The 17218-nt window shown below is 61.5% G+C and carries 18 protein-coding genes; 10 read left to right on the top strand and 8 right to left on the bottom strand.

All coding sequences use genetic code 11. The features are described 5' to 3' along the window. Positions 1-6 precede the first annotated feature (6 nt). A complete protein-coding gene (locus tag NW809_RS04070) occupies positions 7-408 on the top strand; it encodes an RNA-guided endonuclease InsQ/TnpB family protein (protein WP_414401577.1) in 402 nt (133 codons plus the stop codon). A gap of 288 nt (positions 409-696) precedes the next feature. Here the strand turns inward: NW809_RS04070 and NW809_RS04065 are convergent, their stop codons facing one another. Next, positions 697-1806 (bottom strand): RpoD/SigA family RNA polymerase sigma factor, encoded by a 1110-nt coding sequence (locus NW809_RS04065; RefSeq protein WP_240527797.1) that lies wholly within the window; start codon positions 1804-1806, stop codon positions 697-699. Between the two features lie 346 nt (positions 1807-2152). Between NW809_RS04065 and NW809_RS04060 the strand changes: the two genes are divergently transcribed. Then, positions 2153-2413 carry a helix-turn-helix domain-containing protein gene (locus NW809_RS04060; protein ID WP_041438621.1) on the top strand — a complete coding sequence of 87 codons (261 nt, stop codon included), beginning with the start codon at positions 2153-2155 and terminating at the stop codon, positions 2411-2413. 332 nt (positions 2414-2745) lie between these two features. After that, complete coding sequence (locus NW809_RS04055; RefSeq protein WP_414401576.1) at positions 2746-3105, top strand: hypothetical protein; 360 nt, start codon at positions 2746-2748, stop codon at positions 3103-3105. 43 nt (positions 3106-3148) lie between these two features. Here the strand turns inward: NW809_RS04055 and NW809_RS04050 are convergent, their stop codons facing one another. The 4 genes from NW809_RS04050 to NW809_RS04035 form a co-directional block, all read right to left on the bottom strand. Beyond that, positions 3149-3826: a diacylglycerol/polyprenol kinase family protein gene (locus NW809_RS04050; protein WP_414390571.1), complete on the bottom strand. Its 678-nt coding sequence runs from the start codon at positions 3824-3826 to the stop codon at positions 3149-3151. A gap of 9 nt (positions 3827-3835) precedes the next feature. Next, a complete protein-coding gene (locus NW809_RS04045; RefSeq protein WP_011431416.1) occupies positions 3836-4153 on the bottom strand; it encodes a c-type cytochrome in 318 nt (105 codons plus the stop codon). A gap of 264 nt (positions 4154-4417) precedes the next feature. Next, positions 4418-6217, bottom strand: coding sequence for a glycoside hydrolase family 3 N-terminal domain-containing protein (locus NW809_RS04040; RefSeq protein WP_414401575.1), 1800 nt, complete (start codon positions 6215-6217; stop codon positions 4418-4420). 65 nt (positions 6218-6282) lie between these two features. Then, positions 6283-7689, bottom strand: coding sequence for a RecQ family ATP-dependent DNA helicase (locus NW809_RS04035; RefSeq protein ID WP_414401574.1), 1407 nt, complete (start codon positions 7687-7689; stop codon positions 6283-6285). 121 nt (positions 7690-7810) lie between these two features. On the opposite strand from NW809_RS04035, the gene hisB reads away from it, so the two are divergent. Beyond that, entirely contained in the window at positions 7811-8431 is a 621-nt protein-coding gene (hisB, locus tag NW809_RS04030; RefSeq protein WP_414401573.1) for an imidazoleglycerol-phosphate dehydratase HisB, read from the top strand. On the opposite strand, the gene NW809_RS04025 is transcribed toward hisB, so the two are convergent. After that, positions 8414-9034 carry a pseudouridine synthase gene (locus NW809_RS04025; protein WP_414401572.1) on the bottom strand — a complete coding sequence of 207 codons (621 nt, stop codon included), beginning with the start codon at positions 9032-9034 and terminating at the stop codon, positions 8414-8416. The two genes, hisB and NW809_RS04025, sit on opposite strands and share 18 nt — an antisense overlap. 111 nt (positions 9035-9145) lie before the next feature. On the opposite strand from NW809_RS04025, the gene NW809_RS04020 reads away from it, so the two are divergent. Next, on the top strand, positions 9146-9460 hold the full coding sequence (locus NW809_RS04020) for a hypothetical protein (RefSeq protein WP_011431411.1): 315 nt from the start codon (positions 9146-9148) through the stop codon (positions 9458-9460). 72 nt (positions 9461-9532) lie between these two features. Next, positions 9533-11239, top strand: coding sequence for a DNA repair protein RecN (gene recN / locus NW809_RS04015; protein WP_414401571.1), 1707 nt, complete (start codon positions 9533-9535; stop codon positions 11237-11239). 26 nt (positions 11240-11265) lie between these two features. On the opposite strand, the gene NW809_RS04010 is transcribed toward recN, so the two are convergent. Both NW809_RS04010 and NW809_RS04005 read right to left on the bottom strand, forming a co-directional pair. Beyond that, positions 11266-11973 carry an ABC transporter ATP-binding protein gene (locus NW809_RS04010; protein WP_414390562.1) on the bottom strand — a complete coding sequence of 236 codons (708 nt, stop codon included), beginning with the start codon at positions 11971-11973 and terminating at the stop codon, positions 11266-11268. Beyond that, positions 11970-12812, bottom strand: a complete 843-nt coding sequence (locus NW809_RS04005; RefSeq protein ID WP_414401570.1) for an ABC transporter ATP-binding protein — start codon at positions 12810-12812, stop codon at positions 11970-11972. Before NW809_RS04005 ends, NW809_RS04010 begins: the two co-directional genes overlap by 4 nt. Positions 12813-13015: 203 nt before the next feature. On the opposite strand from NW809_RS04005, the gene NW809_RS04000 reads away from it, so the two are divergent. The 4 genes from NW809_RS04000 to NW809_RS03985 form a co-directional block, all read left to right on the top strand. Then, the gene (locus NW809_RS04000; RefSeq protein ID WP_414401569.1) at positions 13016-14269 is read left to right on the top strand and encodes an ABC transporter substrate-binding protein; all 1254 of its coding nucleotides are present in this window, start codon (positions 13016-13018) and stop codon (positions 14267-14269) included. Between the two features lie 147 nt (positions 14270-14416). Next, complete coding sequence (locus tag NW809_RS03995) at positions 14417-15547, top strand: quinone-dependent dihydroorotate dehydrogenase (protein ID WP_011431406.1); 1131 nt, start codon at positions 14417-14419, stop codon at positions 15545-15547. 12 nt (positions 15548-15559) lie between these two features. After that, on the top strand, positions 15560-16447 hold the full coding sequence (gene btpA / locus NW809_RS03990) for a photosystem I biogenesis protein BtpA (protein WP_011431405.1): 888 nt from the start codon (positions 15560-15562) through the stop codon (positions 16445-16447). A 162-nt stretch (positions 16448-16609) separates the two neighbouring features. Beyond that, positions 16610-17218 (top strand): response regulator (locus NW809_RS03985; protein WP_414401568.1); only part of this gene is annotated, 609 nt, incomplete at its 3' end.

The raw sequence follows: 17218 nt of genomic DNA, 5'->3' as shown, positions 1-17218 counted from the left end.
TACCAAGTGGCGCACTGGCTGGTGGGGCAATACGACCTGTTGGTGGTGGAGGATCTCAACGTCCGAGGGCTGGCACGAACTCGGTTGGCTAAATCGATTTTGGATGCGGCTTGGGGACGATTTCTCGACATTCTGACAGCAGTGGCGGTCAAACGCGGCAAACAGGTGTTGAGAGTGGATCCCCGTGGTACGTCCCAAAATTGTTGTGTTTGTGAGGAGCGTGTTCCCAAGACCTTGTCGGAACGGGTGCATGATTGCCCTCGTTGCGGGTCGTGGGACAGAGACTTGAACGCTGCTATCGAGATTTTGAAGCGAGGACTCAGGTCCCCCCGTATACGGGGGGATATAGGGGGGCGGTGGGACTGCCGCTCTCTGGCTGTGGAGGATCCTGGTTTACCAGTCCGTTGAAGCAGCAACTCCGGGAAGTGATTCTCGGAAGCTCCCGTCTACAGCCCGTCAGGGCTTAGCGGGAGAGGATGTCACCAGCCCAAGCAATGCTGAGCAGCCCTCGTAACCAAAGCTGCGCCTGTTGCGGCGAGCACTCCCTGGCAGAAGCAGGCGTGGAACCGGTGGACATGGGGATCCCCAGCGATCTGGCTTACCGCCATTTTAGGGGGCTGCAAGGCAGATCCCAAGGGCTGAAAACCCGTCTCGCGCGGGGATCCCCGCCCGAACCCCGGGAGGCTGCGGCAAAAGCTAGCGAATGTACTGGGCCAAAGCCCGCGAAGGATGGCCTAGGCGCAGCTTGCGCAGAGCATCCCGCTCGATCTGGCGAATCCGCTCCCGCGTTAAGTTAAAGTGATCCCCGACTTCTCGCAGAGTTCTCGCCCTTTGCCCATCCAGCCCATAGCGCAGCTCCAGCACCTGCCTCTCGATGGGCTTCAGGGCCTGCATGGCAGAACGCACATCTTGCCGCAGAGATTGCACGAGGATCTCTTCAAAGGGTTGCTCCTGCCGCTCATCCGGCAGCAAATCCCCCAGGCGGCTTTCCCCTTCCTGGCCAACCGGCACATCCAACGACAGGGGCAAAGCGGCAGCCTGCTGGATCATGCGCAACTTCTTAACCTTGATGCCCAGCGCCTCCGCCAGTTCGGCTTCTGTGGGCCGTCGCCCTCGGGCTTTCATCAGCTCGCGGTTGGTGCGCTTGAGCAGACGCACTTTGTCCACCATATGCACCGGCAGGCGAATCGTCCGGGCTTGGTTGGCAATGCAGCGGGTAATGCCCTGGCGAATCCACCAGTGGGCATAGGTGCTGAAGCGAAAACCTCGTTCGGCATTGAATTTCTCAGTGGCCCGAATAAGACCCATGTTGCCCTCTTGGATCAAGTCCAAAAAGGGCACCCCCCGGTTGAGGTACTTCTTGGCCACACTGACCACCAGGCGCAGGTTGGCGTTGATTAGCTTGCGCTGAGCCTGTTCCCCTTGGCGGATGCGGGAGCGCAGGGTAGACACAGGAATCTGCAGGGCTGCTGCCAGTTCCTCATCGCTGGGATCCTGCCCCCGCTGTTGCCGCCATTCCCTGCGGGCCTGATCGATGAGCAGCTTCTGCTGAATTTTGCGCGACAGCTCGATCTCCTCCGCGTGATCGATGCGGGGCACCCGACCAATTGTATTCAAGTAGTGATCGACGGCGTCTTCATTCAGCCGCAACCCGCTGGCGCCCGGCTCTAGGTCGGCCTCTGCAGCCGGATCCTGAGAGGCAGACTCGGCCTCAAGCCAGAGATCGTCGAGCTCCTGGCGGGACGAGGCAATGTTTTCAGGATGAGGACGAGAGAAAACCACGGCCAAGTGAGGAGAAAACGTCACCTCCTAGTCTAGAAAAGTTTCTCCCCCTGGCGCGAGCGAAAATCGATCATGGCCCTCTTTTTTGCCCGGAAATTTTTCCGGCTGGGTGCGGGAGTGGCAGGGATCCCATCTGCCAAGTTCTCGCCGGCAGCGCATCCTGCGCGAAAACATCCATAAGCGATTTTCGATCTAGACCTTGTGTAAGATATTCAGGAGACAGCTAGCTCGCCTGCTGTCGAGCAGGCTCCCACAGGTTCTATAAAGTGGAAGAGGAGGGGTAGCCTTGCCAGCATAGGCTACCATGGGGCGCCGCGGGAGCCATCGGCTTCCTCAGTCTGGAAAAGAATATTCACAATCTCTTGCTCCTATGGAGTCTAACCTCAACCAGCACCCTCCATCGGCCAACTTGATCGGAGAGCGGGTGCGCTGGGTAAGGGAGAAGCTGCAACTGACCCAAGATCAACTGGCGGGTCGCCTGGCTAAGTACGGCGTGCAGTTGGACTACGTCAAGATCGGCCAGGTGGAAAAGGGCAAACGGCGCGTCATCGACAAAGAGCTGGTGGCTTTTGCCAAGGCGCTGGGTGTCTCGGTTACCTGGCTGCTGAGCGGCGACGAATCTCACCTGTAGCGCCTCCGGGCAAGCACCATGTAACAGTTATTCAAGATCCCTGTCATTGTGCGTGAAAGCCCGCAAATAATTTTGCGCTTTGACCCTATCTTCGTCCAAGCATACGTGTAAATACTGATAACATCCTCTATAAGTCTGCCTGCCCAAGCCAAGCCTTGTCTCTGCCTCAACTCTCCTAAGGGACAGGAGAGATACACTCCTTGCCCTGTGAAAGGTACGGGCTTTCCCAAAAGGGATCCAGATCACTGGCGGCTTCACAGCTTTATCTAAGCTTGATATTGTGAAGTTAGTGTAAGACGACCCTCTTTTCTCTGCCTGTGTGAGGTTGACGGATGCTCTCTTTCTTTTTCAGCCGTTTCAACGGCGCCAACAGTCGGCAAAGCGGAACCCATCGGGTTCTCGCCAGCAAAGCCACCAGCGCGCAGCGGATCCCGAATCGCATGTCTGCTCCCCACAAGGTGCTCAAGCAGGAAAGGCAAATGCAGCGGGAGCAGGAGTTCGCCGAGATGGAGCAAAACATCAGCCGCATCCACTACTTTTACCGGAAGGCAGACATGCCCCTGGAGATGCGGCAGCTCCTCACCTATCGCAAGCTGATGGAGCTGGACTACTTTACCCCCCAGGCAGCGAAAGAGCTGATCAGGCAGTGGCAGCAACAAGAAGAGCGAGAACAAGAACGCCGCGGGGCCTAGAAGTCGCTTCCGCGCCAAACCCGTCACAGTAGTAGCAACTCCGCTACAGGTACAGTTCGTCCAGAAGCTGCAGCAGGGCAAAGCAGAGCCCGGCGCTGGCCAAAGGCACGGTCAGGTTATCCAGCCCCCACCAAGAGAAGACCTCTAGGCCCATGGCCAGGCCTCCCACCAAGAGGCTGATGGCGAGCAAGGAGGGAGAAAAGCCGAAGTACCCCAGCAGCAGCGCCGCAATCACCAAGCTGCTCACTGCCCACATGGTCAGGGATCCCTCCCAACTTTTTTGAAGGGATCCCAGTTGATAGAGGTGCTTGCCCCAAATTTTGCCCACCAAGCCCGCCAGCGCATCGGCCCAGGTCATCACCAAAATGCCAATCACCGCGAATACCTGTCGCTGCGGCAGCCAAAACCAATACAGCAACAGGCCAATGCTGACAGCATAGAAGAAAGTGCCGAAGCTACGCCGCCCGACCCCATTCAAGCTAGGCAAAATAGCCACCCGGTAGGAGAGCAGCGCCAGGCCGGCAAACACCAAGGAAAACCCCACCCCAAGCCAGCGGGGCACCTGCAAGGCCCAGGCCAGCAGAATGATATTGCCCACACCGATATGGACGACTTTGCGCACCCATTCCCCATCCACCTGTCGGGAGCGCAGCCATTCCGCAAAGGCAAATACGGAGGCCAGCCAGAGAGCGTAGCAAGCAAGCTGCTGGGTCAGGCCCATGAGCTGGCCTCAGAGGGTTTTCAAGTAGCTGAGCAAATCTGCCATCTCCTGGGGATCCGGCTGAAACTGGGGCATAGGCGGAGTTTTGCCACTGGTTACCTGATGAATGATAAACCGGTCGGAGCGGCGGTTGCTAACTCCCCGCAGGCTGGGGCCAACTCGGCCATCGGCTTCTTCTCCATGACAGGCGGCACAGTTGAGGGCAAACAACGAAGCACCATGGCTGGGCTGACCCTCTAGGCTGAGGACGGCTTTAGTGTAAGGATCCAGCCCAGCTCCTGCAGCCAGCCAAATCCAGGTGAGGATTGCCAGACCCACAACAGCCAAGCCCAGTCCAAGCTTTGTCGCCCAGCGCCCTGACAGCAGCGCTTGCAAAGAGTGGAGGAACGGTTGCGGACGCTGCGGGGAGGTTCGCTCAAGCTCACACTCACCGTCACCAGAGGGGCGAGAACTGCCCGATCCAGCGATGTCTGAGAGGAAGGAAGGCACAGACAACCCTGAGAGAAACCGTTTCAATAGTTTACATTTCCATCAATACGATAGCTCAGGGGCCCCTTTCTGCCAACAATCTGCAATGGTATTTACTTTTTCTTAATTATTTGTCGATGCTGGCTGAGGCTCGGGTTTCTCCGGGATGAGCCGGTGGGGAAACAGACGCTGCATAGCTTCTGCCTGGGCCCAGGGATCAGGATTGAGGCTGTGGATGGCGTTGGCCCACTGAAAGTGCGCCTGCAGGCGTCGGTAGAAGGATAAGTTACCATAAACGACGACGGCTGCCACCCGCTCTCGTTGTTGTTGCAGCCAATCCAGCACATAGTTGGGCAAAGGCTCTTCGACAAAGGCCTGGAAGATCAGTTGGCCGGCGCTGCCCAGGGCCGTCTCCAGCAAGCTCAAAGGGGTGAGAGGATGGCTGAGCAAAGGAGAGAAGCCGAGGCCGGCGGGAATGCTGAGGGCGGGAGAGGCCGCCGATAGCCCTGCTGTCTCAGCGCCAGGGGCGAGATCTTGCCAGATCCAGTTCCAACTGCCGGGGGGAGCGGGCAGGGGCAAAGCCTGGCCGCCTGTCACGCCGCCGCGGGCCATGGCAGCTTGACAGGGAGCAATATCCTGCTCGGCCAAGAGGGATCCCAACCGGGCGACTCTGGGCAGAGGCGGACGTGTGCCGAACAGCTTGGCTAGAGGTGAGTCCTTGGCGAGGGGATCTCCCAACAGCAGGGGTTTCAGTTGCTCGTCGGAAAAGCCGCGGCAGAGGGCGGGGTCGGTGGGGTCTTTAGCCCCCATCCAGCCGGGAACCAGGCTGAAATCCGTTTCCGCCAGGGCCGGCCACACTTGCTTGAGCAGGGCGGAGGCGGAGGGGAAAAGCCGCTGCTTGGCCCGCAGCACCCGCGTCACCGATTGGGCAATGGCCTGGGCGTCCAGGGATCCCTGCCGCACAGCTTCCACAATGGCTGTGACGGCCGCCACTGGGTCGGGAGGGGCCAAAAGGAGGTCGGCGCCGGCCTGGAGAGCCCGCACCGCCAGCAGGGGGGGATCAGCCAGGTTGGCTAGGAAGTTTTGGTCGAGGCCCTCTGCCACAATGAGACCGCTAAACCCCCACTCTTGGCGCAGCAGCTGGGTCAGCCGCCCCGGCAAAAGAGAGAGCGGCCAGCGCTCGTCCCACTCCGGCAGCACCACTGGCGCAACCGAGATGGCTCCTACCTGGTCCACCAGACCGCGGAACGGCAGCCAGGGTCCTGCTTGCAGCTCCTCCAAGGTGAGGCTTAGGCGAGGACACCAGGGGTCAGCAGTTGGCTTTAGCAACAGCAGGGGGTTGGCCCGCCCCTCTGCCCAGCCCTGGCCGGGGAAGGCTCTGGCGGTGGTTAGAATCCCCTCCGGAACCGCTTGCTCGCAGCCGCGCACGAAGGCCCGCGCCAGTTGCAACGCCAGCTGTGGCTCCTCCGCCAGCGCCAGTCTTGCTAGACCCTGCCCCAGGGGCTCAGCCACCGGGCCAAGCAGCCAGTTGATGCCAATGGCTGCCGCCTCCCGCGCCGTGATCCTTCCCCACTGTTCCGCCCAGCGCTCGGCCTCAGAGCCCAGGCGGCTCAGGCCCAGGGGGTGGGGGAAGGAAGTAGCTCCCTGCAGAGCCAGGCCGCGACTGGCCTCGGCTGCCACAAGAAGGGGCAGAGTCGCCCAAGACTGCGCCTCCTCAATGAGGAGCAGGGCCTCAGCCACATGGCCATCGGTAATCCAGATGCCTCCAATCCCCACCTCTTGGATCAGCTGCTTGAGAACCTCTCGGGGAGGAGCCTGGGATCCCAGGCGGGCCGAGACCGGCACCACTAGCAGTTGCGCCACCTGCTGCGCCAGGGACAAGGGCTGCTCAAGCGCTGCAACTGGGGATCCAGAACCACCCATGGACACTCCAGGAAAGCCTCAGCGAGGGGATCCTATCGCTGGCTACAAGGCTGGGCAAGCACCCATCAGCGCCTTTGGGAAGCCCGGCAGCGGTCGCAGGTGCCGCAGGGCAGACCAGGCTGGTTCTCAGGGTAGCCAAAATGCCGCAGGATGACCTGCCAGCGACAGCCGCGGCTGTGGATGAAGTCGTCCATCCCCTGCCAGGGATCCTGCCGCGGCGGCTGCCAGTGGCGGTGCAGCACTTGAAAGTGAAAGGGATCTGGCCAGTGCAGACAGCCCATCTCCTGCAGCAGGCCCAGGGCCACCCGCGTCTCTCCGGGGGGCAAGTCGGCATAGGATCCCTGGGGGGGCAGCGTTTGCAGCAAACGCCGCGCCTGGGCCAGCAAGCGCTCCTGCTGGGAATAGAAATAGGCTTGGCGCTGGCGATCGGTGGGATCCAAGAGGCCTGTCGGCTCGGAGACCAACATCAGGGCCTGGCAAGGGCCGCCATCCCGCCCGCCCCGCCCCACCTCCTGCAGGTAGTCCATTAAGTTGGGGGGCGGGTGAAAGTGCAGCACCCAGCGCACGTCGGGCTTGTTGATCCCCAAGCCGAAGGCGTTGGTGCAGACCAGAAAGCGCAGCTCGCCCTCCAGCCAAGCCCGCTCCAGCCGACGGCGGGATCCCGCCTCCAGGCCGCCGTGGTAGGTGGCGGTTTTCTGGTTGTGGCGGCCCAACCACTCGGCCAGCTCCTCTCCATCCCGTCGCGTGCGCACGTACACCAGGCCCGAGCCGGGGTTTTCCGCCAGAAAGCGCAGCAGGCGCCGACGGCGATCCGCTGGGCTCCAGGCCACCGCCACGTTGAGAGAAATGTTGGTTCGCAGCGGGTCAGCGCGAATGCATTCCGGATTCTGCAGGTCGAGGATGTGGCGCAGGCGGCTGAGGGTTTCGGGATCGGCAGTGGCGGTAAAGGCGGCAATGGGAAAGGTAGGCTGGCCTAGGGCAGGGCGCACCAACCCCAGACGGCGGTAGTCGGGCCGGAAGGATCCCCCCCAGTGCACCAAGGTGTGCGCCTCGTCAACAATGAGGCCGTTGAGGGGCACCTGCTGCAGCCGCTCCCAGACTGGCGGGCTGAAGAGAGTTTCCGGCCCCAGATACAGTAGACGCAGCCGGTTCTCCTCCAAAGCCCGCAACACCCGCTTGCGCAGAGCCGGATCCAGCTCGCTGTGCAAACAGGCCGCCGGCAGACGGCGCTTCCAGAGATCCTGCACCTGATCTTCCATCAGGGCAATCAGAGGCGAGACCACCAGGGTCAGCCCTGTCTGCAGCAGAGCCGGCAGTTGAAAGCACAGAGACTTGCCGAAACCCGTCGGCAACACCACCAGCGCATCCCGCTTCTCCAACAAGGCGCGGATGACCTGCTCCTGAGGTGGGCGTAGCGCCTCGTAGCCCCAGTACTGCTTGAGGGCCCGTTGAACTTGCTGCCAATCCTGCAAGGAACACTCTCCCCCTCTGCAACCTGAGCCCGCCTGCCCCCCTTGCGAAAGACGCTGATTCTGACACCCCTACCTGTGCGATCCTAGAGCTGGGACTTCCTAGTGCTCCCCTACCCTTGCCATGACAGCCATCGACTCCCCCCGCCTACTGCAGCCCAGGACGGCCTCGGTTCACCGCCGCACCAATGAAACGGACGTTCAAGTGCATCTCAACCTCGATGGCAGAGGGCGGTACGAGATCGACACCGGGATCCCCTTCTTGGACCACATGCTGGCCCAGCTCAGCACCCATGGGCTAATTGATCTCCAGATCAAGGCCGTGGGGGATCTGCACATCGACGACCACCACACCAATGAGGACGTGGGCATTGCCCTGGGACAGGCGCTGGCGCAGGCGCTGCAGGATCGGCGCGGCATTTACCGTTTTGGCCATTTTTGGGCGCCTTTGGATGAGGCCTTGGTGCAGGTGGTGCTGGACTTTTCCGGGCGCCCCCACCTCAGCTATGGTCTGGAGCTGACTGTCGAACGCATTGGCCGCTACGAAACCCAGTTGGTGCGCGAGTTTTACCAGGCGGTGGCCAACCACGCCCAGCTTACCCTGCACATCCGCCAGGTGGCGGGTCTCAATGCCCACCACATCGTCGAGGCCAGTTTCAAGGCCTTTGCCCGCGCCCTGCGCATGGCCGTAGAACGGGATCCGCGCCGACAAGATGGGATCCCTAGCTCAAAAGGGGTGCTGTAACTCTCGCCCAAGCCGGGGACGGCGCGACTGGCCAAAACAGCAGTGCCGCAAGCGGGCCAACTCCGCCTCGCTGAGATCCTGCCACTGGCCAGGAGCCAGACCTGCTAGGGAAAGGGGGCCTAGTCCTACCCGCACCAGCCTCAGCGTTGGGGTCCCGACCGCAGCAGTCATGCGGCGCACCTGGCGATTGCGACCTTCCCGCAGCGTCAGCTCCAGCCAGGTGGTGGGGATGGAGCGGCGAAAGCGAATGGGCGGATCCCGCGGTGGCAGATCCGGCTCCTCGGCTAGCACTCTAACCTCAGCCGGCCGGGTCTTTCGCCCCTGAATGACCACTCCCTCTTGCAACTGCTGCAGGGCCTGGGGCGTAGGGATCCCTTCCACCTGCACCCAGTAGGTGCGCTTGTGGCCAAATTTGGGATCGATCAGGCGGGCGTGGAGCTGGCCGTCATCGGTGAGCAAGAGCAGTCCTTCGCTATCGCGATCTAGCCGCCCCACCGGATAGACGCTGTGCACTGGGATGAAGGCCTTGAGGGTGAGGCGCCCTGCCGGGTCGGTAAACTGGGTGAGCACGCCGTAGGGTTTATAAAACTTGAGGTAGCGCATGGCAAAAGTATGGATCCCGTCTTTTAAGATTGGGCAAAGCAGCTTCAACGGTAAGATCAAGCCTTGGGCGCGGCGTTTTCCGTTGGCGGCAGAGTTTGACGGATCTCACTCATGACGATAGACAACACTCTACTCTGGGTTTTAATTGGAACGGCGGGGCTCTCCCTTCTCAGTCTGGTGTACGTGTGGGTGGATGAGGGGATCAAACGACGCCGTTACGAGCGGCAACAGCAAAAAGAGGCTGCCCAAGCCGCTGCCGCTGCCCCCGAGCCCACCGCCACAGAGCCAAAAGCCGAGCTCGAACCCTCCGCCTCTCTCCAGGAGGCAGAGGTAGCGCCTAATACACCCAATGCCTCAGCCGCTACCTCCGAGCCGCTTGCCGATACCGCTGCTAGAACAGAGGAGACGCCGGAGGCCACCCCTTGAAGCTGCTCTTCCCCCGTTCCGCCTAAGTCGGCAGGTGGGCTAACCTAAGACAGGAAGGCCAACGGGATCCCTATGTTGCGCCTGTTGCGGATCGAGAACTTCGCCCTGATCGAGTACTTGGAGATTCCCTTTCGGGCGGGGCTGAACGTGCTCACCGGAGAAACAGGGGCGGGCAAATCTATCATTCTCGATGCCCTCGATGCCGCGCTCGGGGGACCGGCTCGCGCTCTGCGCAGCGGCAGCGATCGGGGCTTGGTGGAAGCCATTTTCCAGCCTACGGCCGCGCTGGAGGCCTGGCTAGAGCAAGAGCAAATTGAACCTTTGGAAGAAGGCCTGGTCTGCAGCCGCGAGCTGGTGATGCGCAACGGCAAGCTCAGCAGCCGCCTGCGAGTCAATGGGGTGCTCGTGAACAAGGCTCAGATGCTCAGCCTGCGCTCCCAACTGGTGGAGATCACCGCCCAGGGCCAGACAAGCCAACTCCAGTCTCCCCAAACCCAGCGCCGCTGGCTGGATGCCTTTGGCGGCGAAAAGCTGCTGCGCCTGCGTTCAGAGGTGGCAGCTTGCTACCAGACCTGGAGCCAGCTCAAAGCTGAAATGGAGTCCCGGCAGCAGACTCAACAACTGCGCCTGCAGCGCCTAGATCTATTAGAGCTGCAAGCCCGAGAGCTGGCTGCCCTGCGCCTGGAGGATCCCGACGAGCTGACCAAATTGGAGCGGGAGCGGGAGCGCCTGGCCCACCGCGTGGAACTGCAGCAGCAGAGTTATGCCGCTCACCAACTGCTCTACCAAAATGACAGCGGCTCGCCGGCCATTGCCGATCTCCTGGTCCAAGCCGAGCGGCTGCTGCAGAGCATGGCTCAACGGGATCCCGACCTAACTCCCCTAGTCGAGATGGTCAGCAGCGCCCTCGTTCAGGTGGAGGAGGCGGGGCGGGAGCTGCTGCGCTACGGCGAGACCCTGGAGGCGGATCCCAGTCGGCTAAGCAAAATTGAACGGCGCCTAGCCCAACTGCGACAGGCCTGCCGCAAATACGGCCCCACCCTGGCCGAGGTGATGGCCCACGCAGAGCGGCTCAAGGCAGAGCTGGCCCAACTGCGGGACGAGAGCACCGACTTGGAGGAACTAGAGGCGCGGCTAGACCAGGCAGCCCAGGAGCTGGAGCGCCACTGCCAGATGCTCTCGCATCTGCGGCAGCAGGCGGCCCACCAACTGGAAAAGGCTCTCGTGGAGGAGCTTGGGCCCCTGGGGATGAGCGGTGTGCAGTTCCAGGTGCAGATCCAAGCCGGATCCCCCACCGCCGAAGGGGTGGATCAGGTGAGCTTTTGGTTTAGCCCCAACCCCGGCGAGCCCCTGCAGCCGCTGGCCGACATTGCCTCCGGCGGCGAGATGAGCCGTTTTCTGCTGGCCTTAAAAGCGGTGTTCAGCCGCGTCGATCCGGTGGCTACTCTGGTCTTCGACGAGATCGACGTTGGCGTATCCGGCAAGGTAGCGCAGGCCATCGCCGCCAAACTGCACCAGATTGCCCGTAGCCACCAAGTTCTCTGCGTTACCCACCAGCCCCTGGTTGCCGCCCTAGCCGATCACCACCTGCGGGTTTACAAAGTGGTGCAAGAAGGGCGAACCTGCGTGCGGGTGGATTCGCTGAGAGAAGGGGAGCGCCGGGAAGAATTGGCCCAACTGGCTGCCGGCCACTCCGCCCAGGAGGCAATGGGCTTTGTGGAAGCCCTTCTCAAGCAGGCAGCCCAACTGCGCCAACTGCAACTGGCCGGCTCTGCTTAGCTCCCCTCTCCCCGAGGGTGAGGGCCTCAGCCGCCCAAAAATAGCTCCAACACCTCGGGGTTGTGCAATAGGTTGGGGCCGGTATCCTCAAAGCGGTTTTCTCCCATGGAGAGGACGTAGCCCCAGTCCGCTATAGCCAAGGCCTGCTTGGCATTTTGCTCGACCATTAGGATGCTGACGCCGCGGCGGTTGATCTCCTGCAGGAGGGCAAAGGTCTGCTCGACATACAGCGGCGACAGGCCGGCTGTCGGCTCGTCCAACACCAACAGCTGCGGCTCCGCCATCAGCGCCCGCCCCATGGCCAGCATCTGCCGTTGCCCGCCGGAGAGGGATCCCGCCGCTTGCTTTCGCTTCTCCTTCAGGGGCGGAAACAGCTCGTAAACCCGCTCCAGTTGGGGGGCGTAGTTGTCGCCCCGGATAAAGGCCCCCATCTCCAGGTTCTCCTCGACGGTGAGGGAGGGAAAGACATTGTGGGTCTGGGGCACAAAGCCAATTCCTCGCCGCACCAGTTGCTCGGCAGGCAGATGGGTGATGTCAGAACCTTGGAACAGCACTCGGCCCGAGCGGACGGTGGCCAATCCAAAAAGAGACTTGAGCACTGTCGATTTGCCCGCCCCGTTGGGGCCGATGATCACTACAATTTGGCCTGGAGTGACCTTGAGGCGGATCCCTTTGAGGATGTCCACGCCGCGGTAGCCACTGTAGAGATCTTGAATCTCGAGCAAGGGGGTCATGGCGGGGATCTCTCCGGCGAGACGGTGGAAGTCTGGGAGGAGCTGAGGGCATCAGCCAGGGCAATGGATCCCAAATAGGCCTCCCGCACGGCTGGGTTTTGCTTGATCTCCTGCATGGATCCCTGAGTCAGCACCCTCCCCCCCGCCATGACCACCACGTGGTGGCAGAGGCGGGTCACCAGATCCAAATCGTGTTCGATGATGCAGAAGGTGCAGCCGCGCTCGCGGTTAAGGTACTCGATAAAGCGGATCAGGTCTGCCAGCAAAGTGCGGTTGACCCCAGCCCCCGGCTCGTCCAAGAGGATGACCCGCGCGTCCGCCATTAGGGTACGTCCCAGCTCCAGCAGCTTCTTTTGCCCGCCGGAAAGGTTGACCGCCAGTTGATCGCGCAGGTGGATGAGGTTGAGCCGTTCCAAAACTTCTCCAGCCCGAGCCTGAAGCTGGCGCTCCTGCCGCTGCACCCGCCGCCAGCGAAACCAGGCGTTGAACAGGTTTTCCCCCGCCTGCTTAGGAGGAACGACCATCAAGTTTTCTAGAACGGTCATGCGGCCAAACTCCCGCGGGATCTGAAAGGTGCGCACCAGACCCCGGTGGAACAAGCGGTGGGGAGGCAGGCCGGTGACATCTTCTCCATCCAGCCAGATCCGGCCGCTGCTGGGTCGAATAAACCCGGCAATGATGTTGAAAAGAGTTGTCTTCCCCGCCCCGTTGGGGCCAATCAAGCCCGTGATCCGGCCAGCTTCGATGCGGAAGGAACAGCGATCCAGGGCATTGACGCCGCCAAACTGTTTGGAGATGTTGTCGATAACGATCACGCTGCTGCTCTGGGAAAACTCCATTACCTGATGACTTTGCCATTCTATGAACTTTCATCGTAGGATAATGAGCCTTACTTAACCAAACTCGAGAATAGGTTTGCCAGGAAGCTGCTCCCCGGGGGTTGGGCCAACTCTAGAGGGGAACTCTCCGAGGTGAGCCAACGTCCGCTTCTATACAACTTTTGGGAATCGCAGTTTTATTCTCTCATTGGAGGTTCTTGGCTATGTCTCCCATGCACAAACTGACTCGGCGGGCCTTCGCAACGGCGGCGGCCCTGACGGCGGCGGCACTGGTCACCACCCTGCTGCCGAGCACAGCTCAGCAAGCAGCCCAAACCCCGATCAAAATAGGAGCGCTGCTGTCCTTGACGGGCGACCTGCAGGCCTATGGGGAAAACTGCCTCAAGGGCATCAAGCTGGCTCTGGATCAGATTAACGCCGCTGGCGGCGTCCTCGGATCTCAAGTTCAAGTGGTGGAAGCGGATGACCAGACGTCAGCCCAGCCGGCTATTGATGCGGCCAAGCGGTTAGTGAACGTGGAGAAGGTGGCCGCCATTATTGGCGCTTTGGGCAGTGGCGTTACCATTCCGGTGGCCACGACAGTAACGGTTCCCAGCAAGATTCCGCAAATTTCGCCAGCTTCCACCGCTCCCACCATCACCACCCTGGACGACAATGGTTTCTTGTTCCGCACCGTTCCCTCCGATGCCTTCCAAGGGGTAGCCCTGGCGCAAATTACCCGCGAAGAAAACCTGGAGCGCCTGGCCATCATCTACATCAATAACGACTACGGCAAGGGGCTGGCCGACAGCTTCAAGGCCGCCTTTGAAAAGCGGGGCGGCACCATTACCAAGTCGGTTCCCTACGAACCCGGCCAAGCCTCCTACCGCGGCGAGCTGGATCAGCTCAAGGAAGGGGATCCCCAGGCGCTGGTGCTGATCGGGTATCCCGAAAACGGCGCGATCATCCTGCGGCAGGCTTTGGAAGGGGGGCTATTTGACCGCTTTGTCTTCACAGATGGCATGCGCTCTCCCGATCTGGCCACCCAGGTGGGGGCGGACAAGCTAGAGGGATCCATCGGCACCTCGCCCCAGGCTCTGACCGACAGCAAAGCCTACCAAATCTTTGCTGAAGCCTACAAAGCTGCCTACGGGGAGCTGCCCCCCACCCCCTACATCGACACGGCCTACGATGCCGCTTTTGTCTTGGCTCTGGCCATTCAAAAGGCCGGCAGCGCCGACGGCACCGCCATCCGCGATGCTCTGCGGCAAGTGGCCAATCCCCCCGGCACCGAGATCCTGCCAGGAGAGTGGGCCAAGGCAGTGGAGCTACTCAAGAAAGGGGAGGACATTGACTACACTGGCGCTTCCGGCTCGCTGAACTTCGACGAGAACGGAGACGTGGCCGGAACCTTTGCCCACTGGACCTTCAAGGGCGGGCAGATCGTCGACTTGAAAGTGTTTGAGCCGGAAGGCTAAGAGTCTTTAGGCCGGTGGTGCTCGGCTTGGCCGGGCCAGTTCCCGCCTAAGCTCAAAAGCGGGGGCCTGCAGAGGAGACTTTTGCAGGCCCCTGTTTTTTGGGGAAGATCAACAAGAGGGGTGACAGCTTGGGAGCGAGTCTTTGCTGTGAACCTGTACCGAGATGTGCTGCGGCCCTTGATTTTTTCGGGCCTGAGGGCTGACCCGGAAACGGTTAAGGTGGGGCTCTTGCGCGCCTTGGAGTGGCTGGACGCCACCCAGGCCACCGGGATCCTGGCTCTTTTGGAGCGCCTGTTCTGCTATCGGGATCCGCGGCTGGAAGTACGGCTCTGGGGCCTCACCTTCCCCAATCCCATTGGCCTGGCCGCAGGCTTTGACAAGGATGGCCTAGCTGTGGGCGTCTGGCCCAGTTTGGGCTTTGGCTTTGTGGAGGTGGGCACCGTCACTCCTGGGCCTCAGCCGGGCAACCCCAAGCCGCGCCTGTTCCAGTTGCCCCAGGATCGGGCTGCTCTCAACCACATGGGCTTCAACAACCAGGGGGCGGCAGCTCTGGCCGAACGGCTGCGCCGGCTGCGCCAACGTCCCATTCCCATCGGCATCAACCTGGGCAAAGGGAAGGCCACCCCCCTGGAGGAGGCGGCGGCTGACTACCTGGCCAGCTTTCGTCTGTTGCGGGAGCTGGGAGACTATTTTGTGGTCAACGTCAGCTCCCCCAACACAGCGGGATTGCGATCCCTGCAGGCTGCCGAGCAGTTGGCGCCCATCCTGGCGACGTTGCAGGGGGAAAATCGCGGACAGAAGCCCCTTTTGGTGAAGATTGCCCCTGACCTAGATTGGCCAGAAATTGACGCCATCCTGGAGCTGGCCCAAGCCTACAGACTGGCGGGGCTTGTAGCCACCAACACTACCCTGCGCCGCGACAACCTGAAAACCCGCTTCCTGCCAGGGCTGGGGCCCCTCGCCGCGGCAGCCGGCGGCATCAGCGGCGCCCCCCTGCGGCAGCGCTCCACCCAGGTGATCCGCTACATTCACCAGGCCACTCAGGGGCAATTGCCGATTATTGGAGTGGGGGGCATCTTCACCCTGGCCGATGCCATGGAGAAACTGGAGGCCGGGGCCAGCCTGCTCCAGGTCTATACAGGCTGGGTCTATGAAGGGCCAAGCCTAGTTCCCCGCCTGTTGCGCGGCCTGGCCGCTGCCAGGAATCCCGCCCCTTCCTCCCCGGAGAGAATGCCGACAGGGATCCAATCCGGGCGTAAGATTGTTATGGATCCCTGAGGGAACTTGCCGGTGACTCTGCTGCAACATCTTTTCAAAACCCCCCATCCGGTTATTGGGGTGGTTCATCTGTTGCCGCTGCCCACCTCGCCCCGTTGGGGAGGGGACTTGGAGTGGGTGATCGCGCAGGCAGAACAGGCCGCTACCGCCCTGGCGGCAGGAGGCGTGGACGGGATCCTCGTCGAGAACTTTTACGATGCCCCCTTTGCCAAGGAGCGGGTGGATGCGGCGGTGGTGAGCGCCATGACCGTGGTGGTGCAGCGGATCAAGATGCTGGTTTCCCTGCCCATCGGGATCAACGTCTTGCGCAACGATGGCTACAGCGCCCTAGCCATTGCCGCCTGTGTGGGGGCCCAGTTTATCCGGGTCAATGTCCTCTGCGGGGCGATGGTGACCGACCAGGGCATCATCGAGGGAAATGCCCACCGCCTGCTGCGCTACCGCCGCGAGCTGGGGGCCGACATCAAGATCTTTGCCGATGTGCTGGTGAAGCACGCCCAGCCCCTGAGTCCCATCAGCCTGGAGGCGGCCATCGCCGACACGGTGGAGCGCGGCCTGGCCGATGCCATCGTTCTCTCTGGCTGGGCCACCGGAAAGCCGCCTCTTCTGAAAGATCTGAAGCTGGCCCGCCAAGTCGCCCCTCAGGTACCTCTGTTGATTGGCTCAGGAGCCACCGCCGAAAACATCGGCAACCTCATCCGCCACGCGGATGGCGTGATTGTGGCCAGTTCTTTGAAACGGCCGGCCCGTTCCGCCGGCATGCCAGCGGGCTATGCGGATCCCTTTCCCCTCATCGACCCAATCCGGGTGCGACAGTTTGTGGAAGCGTTGCACCTTGGCCTGGGCGAACGGCCCACCAATCCGGCTTGCCTGGCCACTCCCAGCTCTAGCTGCAGCTAGCCTTTGGGGATAGGATCGGCATTATTCACCGTATCAGAGCTTTCTAGCTTTCTTTTGATGTTGTCAGCTGAACTCGAAGGCTGGGGGTCTTCCTCCAGCCTGCCTTCTGCTCGCGTTGGCGGGGCGGAGTCCTTGCCCTTGGAGGAAGTTTCGTGGAGCCAGGTGCCGGCTCAGGTTCCCTGCATTTGGGTCATCGACGATGACCCGGTGAACCGTCGTTACATCGGCGAAGTCCTCAAAAGCTCCAACTACCGGGTGGAAAGCTGGGAAAGCGGCCAGTTGGCCTGGGAGCACCTGCAGACCCTGGATGAAAGCGAATGGCCGGATTTGATCATCTGCGACTGGGTCATGCCGGGTTTGTCTGGAGTGGAGTTGTGTCGCCGTCTAAAAAACTTGCCCGCCGGACAGTTCATCTATTTCATCTTGCTCACCGCCCGCTCCGAAGTTGAGGATCGGGTGCAGGGACTGGATGCAGGGGCAGATGAGTTTATCGCCAAGCCGATCGATCCTGAGGAGCTGCGGGCACGGGTGCGGGCGGGGCTGCGCCTGCAGCGGCTTACCCAAGCTTTGGCTCAGGCCAACCGGCAACTGCGGGCCCGCAACGAGCTGTTGGAGTCTCTGTCTTTGACGGATCCCTTGACCGGTGCCTTGAACCGCCGCGCCCTCGACCAGGCGTTGCCACATTTGCTCAAACAGGTGGGGCCGCGTGAGCAAGCCCGCTATCGCTATCTCTGCCTGCTGATGATGGATGTGGATTACTTCAAGCAGGTT

The sequence above is a fragment of the Synechococcus sp. WC101 genome (assembly GCF_047461555.1).
Classification (GTDB): Bacteria; Cyanobacteriota; Cyanobacteriia; order Thermostichales; family Thermostichaceae; genus Thermostichus.
Note: the sequence above shows the minus strand (reverse complement) of the source record. Positions and strands in the feature narration are given on the sequence as shown.

What these genes read in the sequence shown, in the direction of transcription:
- NW809_RS04060 (WP_041438621.1), top strand. Translation starts at nt 2,153, where the DNA reads ATGGAGTCTAACCTCAACCAGCACCCTCCATCGGCCAACTTGATCGGA.
- NW809_RS04055 (WP_414401576.1), top strand. Translation starts at nt 2,746, where the DNA reads ATGCTCTCTTTCTTTTTCAGCCGTTTCAACGGCGCCAACAGTCGGCAA.
- NW809_RS04050 (WP_414390571.1), bottom strand. Translation starts at nt 3,826, where the DNA reads ATGGGCCTGACCCAGCAGCTTGCTTGCTACGCTCTCTGGCTGGCCTCC.
- NW809_RS04040 (WP_414401575.1), bottom strand. Translation starts at nt 6,217, where the DNA reads ATGGGTGGTTCTGGATCCCCAGTTGCAGCGCTTGAGCAGCCCTTGTCC.
- hisB (WP_414401573.1), top strand. Translation starts at nt 7,811, where the DNA reads ATGACAGCCATCGACTCCCCCCGCCTACTGCAGCCCAGGACGGCCTCG.
- NW809_RS04025 (WP_414401572.1), bottom strand. Translation starts at nt 9,034, where the DNA reads ATGCGCTACCTCAAGTTTTATAAACCCTACGGCGTGCTCACCCAGTTT.
- NW809_RS04020 (WP_011431411.1), top strand. Translation starts at nt 9,146, where the DNA reads ATGACGATAGACAACACTCTACTCTGGGTTTTAATTGGAACGGCGGGG.
- recN (WP_414401571.1), top strand. Translation starts at nt 9,533, where the DNA reads ATGTTGCGCCTGTTGCGGATCGAGAACTTCGCCCTGATCGAGTACTTG.
- NW809_RS04010 (WP_414390562.1), bottom strand. Translation starts at nt 11,973, where the DNA reads ATGACCCCCTTGCTCGAGATTCAAGATCTCTACAGTGGCTACCGCGGC.
- NW809_RS04005 (WP_414401570.1), bottom strand. Translation starts at nt 12,812, where the DNA reads ATGGAGTTTTCCCAGAGCAGCAGCGTGATCGTTATCGACAACATCTCC.
- NW809_RS04000 (WP_414401569.1), top strand. Translation starts at nt 13,016, where the DNA reads ATGTCTCCCATGCACAAACTGACTCGGCGGGCCTTCGCAACGGCGGCG.